The sequence below is a fragment of the Vibrio sp. Vb2960 genome (assembly GCF_033337665.1).
Classification (GTDB): domain Bacteria; phylum Pseudomonadota; class Gammaproteobacteria; order Enterobacterales; family Vibrionaceae; genus Vibrio; species Vibrio alginolyticus.
Genome location: NZ_JAWORD010000024.1, coordinates 1 through 13418, shown reverse-complemented (window position 1 = coordinate 13418; position 13418 = coordinate 1). Strand labels below are relative to the sequence as shown.

General features: G+C 44.0%; 16 protein-coding genes and 1 riboswitch. Of the genes, 11 read left to right on the top strand and 5 right to left on the bottom strand.

Going from position 1 to position 13418, the window contains the following annotated elements; genetic code table 11:
• Positions 1-116: 116 nt before the first annotated feature.
• Genes radC through R7O03_RS18665 form a run of 3 tightly spaced genes read left to right on the top strand, consistent with a single transcriptional unit; the run spans position 117 to position 1500 of the window.
• Positions 117-584: a RadC family protein gene (radC, locus tag R7O03_RS18675; protein ID WP_001208958.1), complete on the top strand. Its 468-nt coding sequence runs from the start codon at positions 117-119 to the stop codon at positions 582-584.
• Positions 581-1030, top strand: a complete 450-nt coding sequence (locus R7O03_RS18670) for a DUF2787 family protein (RefSeq protein WP_140333554.1) — start codon at positions 581-583, stop codon at positions 1028-1030. Before radC ends, R7O03_RS18670 begins: the two co-directional genes overlap by 4 nt.
• Before the next feature lie 38 nt (positions 1031-1068).
• Positions 1069-1500 carry a DUF2787 domain-containing protein gene (locus R7O03_RS18665; RefSeq protein ID WP_140333555.1) on the top strand — a complete coding sequence of 144 codons (432 nt, stop codon included), beginning with the start codon at positions 1069-1071 and terminating at the stop codon, positions 1498-1500.
• A gap of 7 nt (positions 1501-1507) precedes the next feature.
• Here R7O03_RS18665 and R7O03_RS18660 read toward each other — a convergent pair whose 3' ends face one another.
• Positions 1508-1846, bottom strand: coding sequence for a YkvA family protein (locus R7O03_RS18660; RefSeq protein WP_275875429.1), 339 nt, complete (start codon positions 1844-1846; stop codon positions 1508-1510).
• A gap of 139 nt (positions 1847-1985) precedes the next feature.
• Here R7O03_RS18660 and R7O03_RS18655 point away from each other — a divergent pair, with 139 nt between their 5' ends.
• Together R7O03_RS18655 and R7O03_RS18650 are read left to right on the top strand one after the other, a co-directional pair.
• Positions 1986-2237: a hypothetical protein gene (locus tag R7O03_RS18655; protein ID WP_140247726.1), complete on the top strand. Its 252-nt coding sequence runs from the start codon at positions 1986-1988 to the stop codon at positions 2235-2237.
• Positions 2238-2417: 180 nt separating this feature from the next.
• Entirely contained in the window at positions 2418-3386 is a 969-nt protein-coding gene (locus R7O03_RS18650) for a helix-turn-helix transcriptional regulator (RefSeq protein ID WP_318131944.1), read from the top strand.
• On the opposite strand, the gene R7O03_RS18645 is transcribed toward R7O03_RS18650, so the two are convergent.
• Positions 3383-3604 (bottom strand): helix-turn-helix transcriptional regulator, encoded by a 222-nt coding sequence (locus R7O03_RS18645; RefSeq protein WP_005378664.1) that lies wholly within the window; start codon positions 3602-3604, stop codon positions 3383-3385. The genes R7O03_RS18650 and R7O03_RS18645 overlap by 4 nt on opposite strands.
• 77 nt (positions 3605-3681) lie before the next feature.
• On the opposite strand from R7O03_RS18645, the gene R7O03_RS18640 reads away from it, so the two are divergent.
• A complete protein-coding gene (locus tag R7O03_RS18640) occupies positions 3682-4671 on the top strand; it encodes a GTPase family protein (RefSeq protein WP_140333558.1) in 990 nt (329 codons plus the stop codon).
• A 110-nt stretch (positions 4672-4781) separates the two neighbouring features.
• Positions 4782-5228 (top strand): hypothetical protein, encoded by a 447-nt coding sequence (locus R7O03_RS18635; protein ID WP_318131934.1) that lies wholly within the window; start codon positions 4782-4784, stop codon positions 5226-5228.
• A 40-nt stretch (positions 5229-5268) separates the two neighbouring features.
• On the opposite strand, the gene R7O03_RS18630 is transcribed toward R7O03_RS18635, so the two are convergent.
• Positions 5269-5913, bottom strand: a complete 645-nt coding sequence (locus R7O03_RS18630) for an inovirus Gp2 family protein (protein ID WP_318131933.1) — start codon at positions 5911-5913, stop codon at positions 5269-5271.
• Positions 5914-6357: 444 nt separating this feature from the next.
• On the opposite strand from R7O03_RS18630, the gene R7O03_RS18625 reads away from it, so the two are divergent.
• Positions 6358-7299 carry a hypothetical protein gene (locus R7O03_RS18625; protein ID WP_275875430.1) on the top strand — a complete coding sequence of 314 codons (942 nt, stop codon included), beginning with the start codon at positions 6358-6360 and terminating at the stop codon, positions 7297-7299.
• 210 nt (positions 7300-7509) lie between these two features.
• Here the strand turns inward: R7O03_RS18625 and trmA are convergent, their stop codons facing one another.
• Entirely contained in the window at positions 7510-8619 is a 1110-nt protein-coding gene (gene trmA, locus R7O03_RS18620; RefSeq protein WP_318131932.1) for a tRNA (uridine(54)-C5)-methyltransferase TrmA, read from the bottom strand.
• Positions 8620-8803: 184 nt separating this feature from the next.
• Positions 8804-9004, top strand: a riboswitch (cobalamin riboswitch).
• 55 nt (positions 9005-9059) lie between these two features.
• On the opposite strand from trmA, the gene btuB reads away from it, so the two are divergent.
• From btuB to murI, 3 genes are read left to right on the top strand one after another with little or no spacing between them, the layout of a single operon-like run.
• On the top strand, positions 9060-10895 hold the full coding sequence (gene btuB, locus R7O03_RS18615) for a TonB-dependent vitamin B12 receptor (RefSeq protein WP_205391034.1): 1836 nt from the start codon (positions 9060-9062) through the stop codon (positions 10893-10895).
• A 59-nt stretch (positions 10896-10954) separates the two neighbouring features.
• Positions 10955-11647, top strand: coding sequence for an ATPase (locus tag R7O03_RS18610; protein ID WP_318131931.1), 693 nt, complete (start codon positions 10955-10957; stop codon positions 11645-11647).
• Between the two features lie 31 nt (positions 11648-11678).
• Positions 11679-12482, top strand: a complete 804-nt coding sequence (murI, locus tag R7O03_RS18605) for a glutamate racemase (protein ID WP_005389694.1) — start codon at positions 11679-11681, stop codon at positions 12480-12482.
• Here murI and R7O03_RS18600 read toward each other — a convergent pair.
• Complete coding sequence (locus tag R7O03_RS18600; protein ID WP_017636066.1) at positions 12445-12900, bottom strand: RNA-binding protein; 456 nt, start codon at positions 12898-12900, stop codon at positions 12445-12447. The genes murI and R7O03_RS18600 overlap by 38 nt on opposite strands.
• Positions 12901-13418: the final 518 nt, after the last annotated feature.

Sequence of the window (13418 nt, the reverse complement as noted above, 5' to 3'; positions counted from 1 at the left end):
CACTTTACAGCTGAAAATACCACGATTTGCCGTTGCTGACCCATAGCAATCAAAACAATTTCAGATAGATATCATCTTCGTGCATACCTCAACGGTTTCATTTTTAGGAGCTTTTTATGCGCGAAAACAACTACTATTTTGATGGTCCTGTTACGGCGGACAGGGTGCTCGACGCGGCCGCAGAAATCCTTGCTGCACGCGCCCTCCGAGGCGATCAATATTGCAATCCCGATGCAACAAAAACCTATTTATCTTGCAAGTTAAAACACCATGAAAGAGAGGTGTTTGCGGTGATGTTTCTAGATAATCAGCATCGCCTTATTGCCTTTGAAGAGCTCTTCTTTGGCACAATTGATTCGGCAAGTGTTTATCCCCGAGAAGTCCTCAAAGCGGCTTTAAAGGTCAATGCCGCCGCACTCATCTTTGCTCACAATCACCCTTCTGGCGATGCCACACCTTCCCAAGCCGATAAACAAATTACGCAAAGGCTTAAAGAGGCTTTAGCGCTGGTGGACATTCGAGTTCTTGATCATATCGTGGTTGGTGATAGCGCCATTTCTTTTGCAGAAAGGGGGCTACTATGATCCAGAAAACATCGGGTGAACTGGAACTGTTGGATGGCTTTCATCGAGCATTGCTTTTGGTAATCCAACACTATTCGATTCCTCCACAAGCTCAACGTATGGTCCTGAACTGTCGACAAAAACGCTATTACCAGACGGGGCAGGGGCTTCATCCCATTGAAATTCAATTTCGTCGTACATCGGCCAGTGAAGATTGGCAGGTTGTCTGCTTAGCGAGTTTTTCTTACTCGGAAAATAAACCGAGTGAGATGGAGACTGAACTCTACTTTCATCTCTTCAATCTTTGGTGTTATCAACCAGATAGCGGTGCTGCAAGTCTTGCACACCCGCAAGTGAAAGCGCTGTTAGATACTTGGCTGAACGCGCTCTCTCGACACCTTACTCAGTCCCTCTTTGATGACATTCAGTTATCGATGATTCAAACCTTCGATGAACACCACTCATGATCACGTTTTAACCTCGGCCACTTTTAGGAGATCTAGCCATGTCTATACTGAATTTTACGCCGTCAGTGCTGCCTGTTTCTAATAAGCTTCTGACGTTATTAAACCAACATTGTCATGCCTCGATGGAATCGACACGGTCCACCAGCCATGCCCTCTCTATCAATTTTCGAGACAAAAGCTATAGTGCGGAAGAAGGGGGATATCATCCGGTTGAGATTGGCCTCAACATTGTGAATGGTAAAACGGTTGATATTCTCTACATTACCGATTTTGCGTATATGGGGAATTATTATCCGGAGCTAGAGCGATGCATTGATTTTGACTTTGGCAATCAAGTCGCTTTTACCGTCGCCACAGGGTGGCAAAGCATTCGCTCTCCAGGTATCGATGAGCTGTATCAAATGTGGGAGCAAAACTTTCTTCAGTACGTCGAATGGGAGTGTTACGACGACATTCAGATTTCTCATTAACTTTTTATCAATCTAGCCAGACTTCCACCTGTTGCTTTGCTTCTTGCTTATGTTCTGGTTTTACATGCGCCCCTACCGAAGCCAAAGCCGCCATCAACACACCAATGTCATCACTATAGCCAATCCCTATCAAAACATCGGGTATGGCATCAATAGGTAAGACAAAGTAACCCAGCGCACTCAGTATTGCGGTTTTCGCCCAACGCGGCGTATCGCTGTCTTTCGCACAGTAGTAAAGGATCAAGGCCGTTTCAATAACCTCACGACCAGCTTTCTTGGCGTAGCGTTTGAGCTTATCCCAAAAGGATTGCTCACTGTAATGTTCTTGGTGTTGAGTGTCTTGCATGAGAGGCCCCTCTGTTGAGGTTTCAGGATACTGGCTAGCTCGCTCATTTTTAAGACAAACCTTATCCGGTACGACATAAGTTAACGCACCAATTCGTACCATGCATGGGAATTGACCACTTAATAAGAAGGATAACCAAATGGGATTTTGGGACAACGTTGGAAAGCTTGCTAAAGCAGGTGCACAAGCGGGAGCGAAGATGGCTTCTGATACGTACGGTGATATGAAAGAAGCGCAAGCGGATGCTGCTCGTAAGAGTGATGATCAGTTAGCGCGTACTATTGCCAATCGTTCAGGCGGTACATGGACCATTGGGGCTGCTCGCCAGGAGCTTAAAAGTCGTGGCTATAGTGACGATGCCATTCAAAGCTTGGTGAACCGTCACCGTTAATGATGGTAAGGGGACTCGGCGCTTTGCCGTGTCCGCTGCTTTCTTTATTTCCTCGCAAAACTGCTGCGACATAAGTCAACGCAGCGCCTCGTAAACTCACTTTAATCAATTTGTTAGCTCATTGTCTTTACTCAACTCTTGTGTGGGTGAGGGTTCGTGCGCTTAAAAATAAAGCCATCTATGAACGATACTAAGCTTAATCGCTCTCAGCATTACATCCAGCTGGTTCTTGAGATTTATAAGCGCATTCCGAACAGTCGCAAAATCACAGCCAAAGAGATCCAGCAGCAACTGAGTGAAGTGGGCATTGTGCGTTCAGAGCGAACTATTCAGCGCAATCTCACCGATATCGCTCAGTTCTTTGATGATGTCGACGTGGATATGCGCGACAAGCCTTTTGGCTATAGTCGTCGCTCGCGCCATTTGCTCTCACACGGTCCACAAGAGGCGGTTTTATTGAGCTTGGCGGAAAATTATCTGCGTTATCTTCTCCCTGTAAACTTGATGAAAACTCTCGACACGGTTTTCAATGACGCCAAGCAACACCTATTTCCCACCACCAGCAATGTGAAAGAGCGTCAATGGCTAAAGAAAGTGCGCTTTGTTAGTGAGGGCGTACCGTTGCTTCCTCCCCACATCGACAATGAGATTTTTGAGAAGGTCAGTTACGCTCTCTTCCACAATCGTTATTTGTCCCTTTGTTATACCAATGCCAATCTAGAGCAGAAAAGCAAAGAGGTGATGCCATTGGGGTTAGCGCAACAAGGAAGCCGTCTTTATCTCGTGTGCCGTTTTCGCGGTCACACTAACGAACGTTCTTTGGCATTGCATCGTATCCATAAAGCAAGCATCTCTACGTTTGATTTTACTTATCCAAGTGATTTTGACTTGGAACGGTATGATTTAGATGGGCGTTTTTACTTTGCTGAAGGGGAGGAAATACGACTGTCGTTTTGTATTGGCAGAGAAAGCGGTTATCACTTACTCGAAACGCCGCTGTCGATCGATCAGCACGTGGAATTAATTGATGGTGGGTATCAAGTGACGGCAACGGTGATTGACTCACTTCAGCTCGATCGATGGTTACGCGGGTTTGGTGATGAGGTCTGGAGCATTACCAAAGAGGAATGCACTACAAAAATTGTTTAAGCCACTGCTTCTTGTTCTAGCATTGGCAAACCCAATCGCTCATCTCGTTCTGCCACTCTTTCTAATATCCAGTCTTGTACTTCACTTTCTACCCAAGCCACGCTGCGAAAACCCAGTGATACCGATTTAGGGAACTTACCCTCTGCCATGAGCTTGTACATATACGCACGGCTCAAACCTGTATTATCCAGCACTTCTTTTAGTCGAATTAGTCTCATTTTTCTGTCCTCATGATTTGTTCGTCATAAGGAGGTAGCTAGTTGTAATTTTTCCGGACGCTAACTAAGGAGCGCTTATGTCCGAACAGCACGATCTTTTCACTGCGCTTGAAAGTGAGATACGCCAGGCATCCCTCAATGAGCGTACTCGCACCAAGTTACTCGATAACCTCAAACAAATGAGAGCCACCGAGCTCAACATCCTCATAACAGGAGCCACCGGAGCAGGAAAAAGCTCAACGATTAACGCTCTCTTTGACATGAGCGTTGCAGAGGTGGGCATCAGTTGTGAGCCGCACACTCAGGGTGTTACGCAATATCGTCTGAACAACCTTATTCTTTGGGATAGTCCTGGTCTGGGGGATGGCATCGAAGAAGACAAGCGCCATGCCCACTTATTGAAAAATACGCTGAGAGCGAGAGATGAGCAGAACCGTTTCGTGATTGACCTGGTACTTGTGATTCTTGATGGTGGCTCACGCGATTTAGGCACACCTATCACCTTGATTAATGATGTGCTTATTCCAGCATTAGGCGAAGACGCACAGCACCGTTTAATTATCGCCATTAATCAAGCCGATAATGCGTTAAAAGGAAATCAATCCTGGGACTACGAAAACAATACACCGACACCCGCATCAAAAGCTTATCTTGAAACCATGGTGCGCTCGGTTCATCGACGCGTATTACGCGCAACAGGGGTTTATCTAAAGCCCGTCTACTACGTTGCGGGGCACTGTGATGGATTGACCAAGCAACGACCCTATAACCTTTCCAAGTTGCTGTATTTGATTGTTGAACGTTTACCAAAAAATAAACGGCTCTTACTGGCAAATCGCACGCTTTCCCCTCGACATGAGAATTGGAAAGACAACGATGCCAGTGATTACAACAAAAAAACCAGTCTTAGTTTGTGGGAGGCAATCTTCGACACGACGACTCAAGGTGCGCAATACGGCGAAGAAATAGGAAGTGTGTTTGGCACGACAGGCAAGCACCTGGGCAAAATTATAGGCGGTGCGCTAGGGGCATGCTTAGGCGGTTTACGCTATCTCTTTGGCTGGTAGATAAGCACTGTTACGGTTACATCTCTCAAAGCCAACTTCTCTTCGACATAAGTTGTCGCAACCACCTTTTAATATCAACTCATCGAATAACTGTTCAAAGGATACTTCTCATGAAACCAATTGTGCTTACAACAGCACTGTCAGTGCTATTGGCCTTTAATGCGTCTGCTGAAGGCTACAAAGTGGAATACAAAGACATCAATACTCAATGGGGAACCAAAACGAAAATATTTGTGACGGCCCTTTTTGACTTCTCTACCATCTTCGGCATTGAAGTAAACCGAGGCAATTGTGAGGTCGCTTGGCCAGAGATGGCCAAGGTGACTGTAAACAAGAATAAATACAGCCAATCCGATGATTTACTCAATAATCTGAGTAATCCCGATTACAAAAAGCCATCTAGCGATAGCAAAGCGAATGGTGTTGTATGGCACCGTTATCCTGAGGTGGAACTGAAGTACGGGGATTCAACCGGATACGTCACCACAACGCGCTGTAGAGTCTTAGAGATAAAAATCTTCTCCAGTGAAGGGGAGTTCCGCTACACGACGGATTAGGTGACAGAAAGGCCCCTGCGGGCCTTTCTTTTTTGTAAACTCAATAGCGACTGTAATCGAAGCTTCTTCCGTTCCTAGGTAGTTTACTTTCTTTTTTAGCAAAGTAACTAACACGGTAAAAGGCTTGATTGTATTGATTATCATAGATCTCTTTATCGCACCTCTTATTGATTTCACACGTGCCGTTCTTAGCGAAACAAATCGCACGACTTGCTTGTGCAACCAAAAGACCTGTTGCACTTGCCCAAGCCTTAGCAATCATCCCAGAAACGTATTCTCCCGTAACATCATCGTAAGGTCCCATTCCTTGAAAAACATCACCATTCAGCAATACGGCAACGTGATAGTGAGGGTTCTCTGAAGTGACGGCCTCTTTGCACCAAATAAATCGTGGCCTAGAGTGGCGGTTGTGCGTCTTACGTTTTAGGTAAGCGCACATAATCGCTTTGAAGGATTCTTGAAATTTTGTGATTTGCTTACTTGATACTTTCTCGCTTGAAAAGCCTTGGGGATATCTCAAATCGATACGAAGCAACAATGTTCGAGGGTATTGATCTAGAGCCCTATCAAAAGTGCTTTTAATAGCTAAAAGGCAGGAAGGTATTAGAGGTCCTTTCTTGGAGTATACCGGTAAGTCCATATCATCAATGGTGAGTATTTCTGCATGTTCAAGATAATTGTTCATTTCTATCATTCCTATTGGTTAGTGTTCTCAATAGGTAGATAGGTTGTTGTAATTAATTAGATAAGATTCATATAAATACTATTATTACCGACAGTTTCTCACTCCCCCATTCCAGCCACGTATCTTTGTTCAGCAAGGCGTCCAGTAGCTTCAACACTTGCAAAAGTTACTCTGATAAAAACTACCCATCAGTTTGGCGAAACGCCTCTTTCCTTTTTGAAAAAAACAGACATCAAACGATGTCATTTTGCCAGTCACGTCATGCCTGAGCTTACGCTGTCACATAAGAACAGGTCTAAGCTCAGTAATTTTTCAATGAAAGGCTATGATAATCTTGCTAAAGCTAGGTTTGGCGGTGGATCTTCTTTTATGTTTATACTTGAAAAATACCTTGAAAACATTTAAAAAATACCTAATAAATACTTTAAAATTACTGAGTAATAAATGGCTAGTGTTGTCGAGAATATAAATGTAGATAGTGACCCTAGGTTTCTTTTTGATGTGAGCTTTGAGCTAGACATCGTAAGTAATCAGGATGACATCGACTTAAGAATAGACATTGCGAAAGATGCGGTTAGGAAGGGTAAAGTCGAAGATCTCAAGCAGAAAAGAAACCGCTTTGCAGAAAGTAATGTCGCTTTGAGTGAATATGAATGGATTGATTTTAGAGATTACGAGACATGTTATTTTGTCTGGTACTTCATGCTGCTCGGTTTTCGTTGCAAGACCAATAACACTAAGCTGTTAAACATGAATCTGAACATGGATTTCAAGACGGTTTTCGCTAACAGTCACTTAGGTCGTATCACTACTATTACAGTGCCGAGCTTTCGTGAGAATAACTCTAAGTCAAAGATGCATACTATTCTTTATTTACATTACTTATTTTCAGAAAATAAAGTTGATGCAAAATCACAGAAAGAATTGTTGGATGCTCTCAAGAGGAGATATCTTGAGTTTAGGCAATCAGCATTCTTCAAACTAACTTTGGAAGACAATAGAGACAGGGCTCAATGGACAGAAAGTAGGCTAGAGAATGACGGCATTTTTCTACCCATTGAGATTCCTGTTAGTGCAAAAGCGCATAGCTTATCGTTAGCGATATCGTTCTTTTTTTGGGACCAAAGCTCTCAGTTTTCAATAAATACCTCAGGTGAGGAGTACATTGTTGGCAAAAGTGTGTACGTTCATAAACTGAATCTTTCATGGAATCAATATAAGCATAGAGAGAAGAACAAGCTTAAAAAGGTGAAGGCCTACAGTTTTGAGATGGAGGAGTCTCTGCAAAAGAAAATTGACCACCTGTCTAAAGCACTTGATATGAAGAAAAACAAACTTATTGAGTATCTCATAGAGCAGGAGTACACCAAGCAAACTAAAAAATAGCCTGGGTGTTTTAGTACTCAGAACTGATTGTTTCTGAAAAATGAGTGCGCACTGACTTCTGATTTAGTGATAGCTAAAACAAAAACGCCACTAGCAAAGCTGGTGGCGTTGACATCAAATCCAATCATAGCAATCGAGCATTTTAGATGCTCCCGTACCCCAAGCCGTACCCAGAGTGATTTTCGCTACAATTAAAAACCGTTTAAACCCTTATTTAATGCGCTCTAGCATGATACCTGCTTCCATGTGGTGGGTATAAGGGAATTGGTCAAACAGAGCAAAACGCGTTACGTTGTGTGTTTCGCATAGAGTGTCCAAGTTCTCTTTTAGAGTCTCAGGGTTACAAGAGATGTACATGATGCGCTCGTAACCTTGCACCATTTTACAAGTATCGACATCCATCCCAGCACGTGGTGGGTCGACAAAAATCGTATTGCAGTTGTAGCTCTTCAGATCTACACCTGCATCTTGTAGACGACGGAATTCACGCTTACCTTCGATCGCTTGAGTAAATTCCTCTGCTGATAGACGTAAGATTTGTACGTTATCAATCTTATTGGCAGCGATGTTGTACTGTGCAGATACCACAGATGGCTTCGCTAGCTCAGTTGCCAGTACGCGGTCGAAATTCTGTGCCAACGCCAGCGAGAAGTTACCGTTACCACAGTAAAGTTCTAGTAGGTCACCAGTGCTTTCTTGGGTACAGTCGACCGCCCATTCCAGCATCTTCTCTGCGACTTTGCCGTTCGGCTGAGTGAAGCTGTTCTCCACTTGTTGGTAGATGTAGCTTTGACCATTTACATCGAGCTTCTCGATCACGTAGTCGCGGTCTAGGACAATCTTCATCTTACGAGCGCGACCAATGATGTTTAGGTTAAAGCCTTCATCATTTAAACGCTGTTTAAGGGCTTTCGCGTTTTCAATCCACTCTTCATCAAGTTGGCGATGGTAAAGGAGTGAAACCAGAATCTCACCGCTTAGCGTCGACAGGAAATCCACCTGGAACAGTTTACGACGTAGCGAGTCGTTGTCTTTCATCGCTTCAACCAATAGCGGCATCAGGTCGTTGATCAGACGGCTTGCTGCAGGGAATTGGTCAACACGGTACTTCTCACGAGTTTCTTGGTTGAACATGATGTAGTAAAGATCTTCGCCTTCATGCCAAACACGGAACTCAGCACGCATGCGGTAGTGCTGCTCTGGTGATTCAAACACTTCCAGTTCTGGCATGTTGTATGGCGCGAACATATCCGTGAGACGTTCGACTTTTTCAGCCAGTTGTTCTTGGTAGCGTTGTGGGTTTACATCAAGAGTAGCCATGATCTTACCTTTTATGGTGCATTCAATTTAAGAGCGCAGATTTTATTCAATCTCAATAGGATGTCCAGTTTTGTACTGGAATTGATTTAAAGATAGTGCGTACAGGCAGAGTAGAAAGCAAAATCAATCAAAACGTTACAACTTCTAAGGGCAATATTGGCTGGACAAATAATCAATAGCTGAATAATATTTGCCTCAAGTTGGTGCTATCTAGCAATCTAGATGGCTGAAATGGGAATCTGGTGTGAATCCAGAACTGACGCGCAGCGGTAAAAGAGAACGAACGCTCATCAGACACTGCATTAGTTTATGTGGGAAGTCGAGCAAGTAGGCGGTACACCCGTGCTCTTGAGTCCGAATACCTGCCAACAACTGAGCCACAGCACTGGACTGTCATGATGACAGGGCTCGGAAGGAATTACGCGATTTAGGACAATACAATGAGAAAATCCGCACTGGCGATAACTTTGGCATCGCTGCTTTCACCTGTCTCTTATCTACAGGCCCAAGAAACCTCCACTGACGAAACCATCGTTGTTACTGCAAACCGTTTTGAGCAAGCCGAAAGCCGTACGTTGGCAGATGTCGAAGTAGTTACTCGACAAGACATCGATCGCATTCAAGCGAAAACCCTACCAGATGTATTGCGTCGCCTTACGGGGATTCAAGTTTCACAAAATGGTGGTCGTGGTCAGTTAGCGTCTTTATTTGTTCGTGGAACCAGTTCCGACCAAGTTTTAGTACTGGTTGATGGCGTACGTTTTGCGCGAGCAGCGAAGGGCGCTGTGGACTTTAACCAAATCCCACTTACTTACGTTCAACGTATTGAGTACGTGCGTGGTGCGCGTGCGTCACTTTATGGCTCAGAAGCGATTGGTGGCGTGATCAATATCATCACCATTGCGCGTGCTGACGAAGAAGGAACGAAGTTAAGTGCGGGTTTAGGTAGTTTAGATTATCAAGAATTGAGTGTGGCATCTGGTATTAAAGTCACAGAGAGCGGCCAGCTAAATATCGCGCTTGGTAGTGAAAGTGATGATGGTTATAACGTTCGTCCTGTACCGGGAGTTAATGACGGTGATCGCCATGGCTTTGATACAAAGAATGGTCTGCTAGGTTACGTGCATAACTTCAATGACCAGTGGTCTGCATTTGGTAACCTACGTGCTTACGAAAATGTTTATCAATATGACAGCAGCTACGGCAGTCGCGGTTACTACGAAGCAGAAAAAGACGATCTTTCTGTCACTCTGGGCGGTAAGTATCAGTCTGATAATGTGATGTCAGAACTACAAGTAACAGCACAGAAACAGAAGTCTTGGAACTATGAGCAAGCAAAAGGCAAACACTCAGGTACTGAAGATGAACTTGAGCAGCAAAATGTCCAGTGGACCAACAGTTACTTGCTAAACAACAATACGACGTTTGCTGGTGGTATTGACTGGCGTAATGAGTCTTATAAAGACAAGAGTGCGAATAAAACGTTTGATCGTACCAATGGCGCTCTGTTCGGTATGGCAACCACCAGTATTGATAAAGCAATGCTTGAGGGCAGTGCTCGCCTTGATGATAACGAAGAATACGGTAGTGAGTTCACTTACAGCTTAGCGGCTGGTTACCAGTTTGTGCCAGAGTTTGGGGTTAAAGCTTCTTTTGGTACTGCGTTTAAGGCTCCAAACCTATATCAACAGTATGATCCAACATACGGTGAGAAAGATCTTAAGCCGGAAGAGTCAGATGCTTGGGAGCTAGCATTCAGCGGTGATGTCCAAGGCGTTTTTTGGTCCGTAACGGGTTATGACTATAAAATCACGAATCTTATCGATTACCATCCAACCACATACAAATATTTGAATGTCGATGGTGAAACACATATCCAAGGTGTGGAGCTTGTTGCTGAGTTTGACACAGGGATTGTGCAGCACCAGTTGAGTGCAGATTATAAAGATGCAGAAGACGATAAAGGGCATCAGTTGCAGCGCCGCGCTAAAGAAATGTATAAGTGGAATACTTTAGTGAGCTTCGATAAAGTGGATTGGTCGGTTAGCTATCAGTACGTCGGTAAGCGTCCAGATGTGGATTACAGCACTTGGCCTTCACAAGATATCACGCTTTCTTCTTACTCGTTGGTTGATACGGCGGTGACTTACTATCCGAATGAGTCGACCTCTATTAGCGCTCGTATCGATAATCTACTTGATGAAGAGTATGAGATGGCAAAAGGTTACCCTGCTGCGGAGCGAGCGTACTATCTCAACGTTGGCTACGAATTCTAATCGTGAATGAGCACAAACCGCCTTCGGGCGGTTTTTAATATTTTGTGGTGGAAAATCGAATGAAGAAACCCAAGCGAGTGGTGATCAGTTGGTCCAGTGGTAAAGATTCGACATTAACGCTTGAGCGCCTTAACGAGAATCCAAATTATCAAGTTGTCGGTTTGTACACGACTTACGTAGGGAAAGAAGTCCCTTTCCAAGCAACTCCGCTTGAAGTCGTACAAATGCAAGCAGACTTACTTGCGCTTCCGCTCATTACTATCGAGCTACCTGAAATCTTTCCAAGTAACGACATTTATCAATCGACCATCATTAATGCATTACAAAGTAGTGGTCTGAACATAGAAGCTGTCGCATTTGGTGATATGTTTTGTAATGGCATTGCCGATTACCGACGCAGCTATATTGAACCTGTTGGCTGGGAATGCGTCTTTCCTCTATTAGGGGAGAGCAGCGAAAAACTAGCGATGGAAATCATAGAGCGTGGTATTCAAACTATGTTAATCACCATCGACGGAAGAGTTCTCCCTCCAGAATGGTGTGGTCGCTGGTATGACAAAGCCCTAATAGAGTCATTACCAAGTCAAATTGATCCCTGTGGGGAAAATGGTGAATTTCACACATTGGTCACGTCTTCGCCATCTTTTCAAGGACATATCGAGTTGACGAAGCGAGATGTAGAATCTGGAGATAGATTCAGCCATCAAAGATACCATGCTAAAGCATTGCCAAAACAAATCTACGCAGTATGATCGCAACGTTTCTGTTCTTTAGGTAAGGCTCGTGCGAGTAGCAAGTAAGAAAAAAGTCCTAGTTTTTGACTCCGGTGTTGGTGGCCTTTCTGTATTCCAAGAGATACATCGCCTATTGCCCCAGCTAGACTACTTATACTTATTCGATAATCAGGCTTACCCTTATGGTGAACTCGATCAGGCTGTACTCATTTCACGAGTTAACCAACTGGTCTCTTCATTAGTCGAAGAACACCAAGTCGACATTGTCGTCATTGCTTGCAACACGGCGAGCACCATAGTGCTTCCTTCCTTACGCGAAAATTTATCGATTCCCGTTGTTGGTGTTGTCCCTGCGATTAAACCCGCATCGCTTTTAGCATCAAAAGGGGTAGGGCTGATCGCCACTCCGGCGACAGTAACACGCCAATATACTCACGAGTTAATACGGGACTTTGCGCAAGGCAAACCAGTTGAGCTGGTGGGATCAACTCGCTTGGTAGATATGGCCGAAGAGAAGTTGCGAGGCAACAGCGTTTCTCTCGACGAACTGACAAATATCCTGCTTCCCCTTCGCGATAAAGTCGATGTTGCGGTGCTCGGTTGTACTCACTTCCCTTTAATCAAAGAGGAGATTCATCAAGCTTTGGGTGGGGACGTTACTTTAATTGATTCAGGCGCAGCGATTGCACGTCGAGTAAAAGCATTGCTATTAAGTGATGAAATTGAGGATACAGAAGAGGGAAGTAAGTCGATTTATGCCAGTGCAACTCCTTGGCAGGAAGATGCACTGAACATTTGTTTAAAGAAGCTAGGTTTTAATCCTGTTCAGGTTTACCACCATCCGGATGTTTAGGATCGTTCGCAATTCTCACTTTTAGCGTTCTCTCCATATATTCCTTTTCATTAAGTTTAGCGATAGCTGGCTTGGCATCTGCCGCAGCCATCACTACAAAACCAAACCCTCTTCTTTTTCCAGTACGCTTATCTTTCATTAAGCGTACCGCATAGACCTGTCCATATTCAGCAAACAAATCGCGAACATGACTCTCATTGGCCTTATAAGGAAGGTTGCCGACATACAGCGTTTTAGTTGAAGGATCAGGATCCGAAGATTGAAGAACAGGTGTTTTGCTAGAAAATGAAAAAAGAAAAGCAGTAGCGATAACACCAATGAGGAAGCTCAAGGCTGGTGGGATGATGAATTGAGAGAAGATGATTCCCCCAACGATGGCCAGCCCAACACATAAAATCAGATTTTTTTTAGACGTCATTTTAATTACTACACATAGTGATAAAGAGATCGATTGCCCATTAACAGAATAGACACATGAATCTTACGTATATGGTTGGTGTTTTTCCAACCAATTGCTGTGATATGTCTCAAATGTGACGAAGAAATATGCAAATATCGCACTTTTGGCTAATTTGTGACCGGTTGGTTTTTTATTTGCAAAAAACACTTGTACTAATTTCTCAACTCCCTATACTGCGCATCCACCGACACGGAGTGAGACGAAAGTCACACAGCGAGTCGGGAAGAGAGAAAAAAGAATTTGAAAAAATGCTTGACTCTCTCACGGTGTGAAGTAAGATACGCACCCCTAACGACGAGCAACTAAGTTGCTGAAAATGTTAGAAAAGCTCTTTAAAAATAAGAACCTATCAATCTGTGTGGGCACTCGTTGATGATAATCCAATTGGAAGCTTCGGCTTCAAATTAGGTTTCAATGAAACGAAGTGACCATTGAATCGAAAGATTCAGCACAGTCAATTCAAACATTACTTATGT

Bases quoted from the DNA above. Each gene is read 5' to 3' on its own strand.
- radC (WP_001208958.1), top strand. From the start codon at position 117: ATGCGCGAAAACAACTACTATTTTGATGGTCCTGTTACGGCGGACAGG.
- R7O03_RS18670 (WP_140333554.1), top strand. From the start codon at position 581: ATGATCCAGAAAACATCGGGTGAACTGGAACTGTTGGATGGCTTTCAT.
- R7O03_RS18665 (WP_140333555.1), top strand. From the start codon at position 1,069: ATGTCTATACTGAATTTTACGCCGTCAGTGCTGCCTGTTTCTAATAAG.
- R7O03_RS18660 (WP_275875429.1), bottom strand. From the start codon at position 1,846: ATGCAAGACACTCAACACCAAGAACATTACAGTGAGCAATCCTTTTGG.
- R7O03_RS18655 (WP_140247726.1), top strand. From the start codon at position 1,986: ATGGGATTTTGGGACAACGTTGGAAAGCTTGCTAAAGCAGGTGCACAA.
- R7O03_RS18650 (WP_318131944.1), top strand. From the start codon at position 2,418: ATGAACGATACTAAGCTTAATCGCTCTCAGCATTACATCCAGCTGGTT.
- R7O03_RS18645 (WP_005378664.1), bottom strand. From the start codon at position 3,604: ATGAGACTAATTCGACTAAAAGAAGTGCTGGATAATACAGGTTTGAGC.
- R7O03_RS18640 (WP_140333558.1), top strand. From the start codon at position 3,682: ATGTCCGAACAGCACGATCTTTTCACTGCGCTTGAAAGTGAGATACGC.
- R7O03_RS18635 (WP_318131934.1), top strand. From the start codon at position 4,782: ATGAAACCAATTGTGCTTACAACAGCACTGTCAGTGCTATTGGCCTTT.
- R7O03_RS18630 (WP_318131933.1), bottom strand. From the start codon at position 5,913: ATGAACAATTATCTTGAACATGCAGAAATACTCACCATTGATGATATG.
- R7O03_RS18625 (WP_275875430.1), top strand. From the start codon at position 6,358: ATGGCTAGTGTTGTCGAGAATATAAATGTAGATAGTGACCCTAGGTTT.
- trmA (WP_318131932.1), bottom strand. From the start codon at position 8,619: ATGGCTACTCTTGATGTAAACCCACAACGCTACCAAGAACAACTGGCT.
- btuB (WP_205391034.1), top strand. From the start codon at position 9,060: ATGAGAAAATCCGCACTGGCGATAACTTTGGCATCGCTGCTTTCACCT.
- R7O03_RS18610 (WP_318131931.1), top strand. From the start codon at position 10,955: ATGAAGAAACCCAAGCGAGTGGTGATCAGTTGGTCCAGTGGTAAAGAT.
- R7O03_RS18600 (WP_017636066.1), bottom strand. From the start codon at position 12,900: ATGACGTCTAAAAAAAATCTGATTTTATGTGTTGGGCTGGCCATCGTT.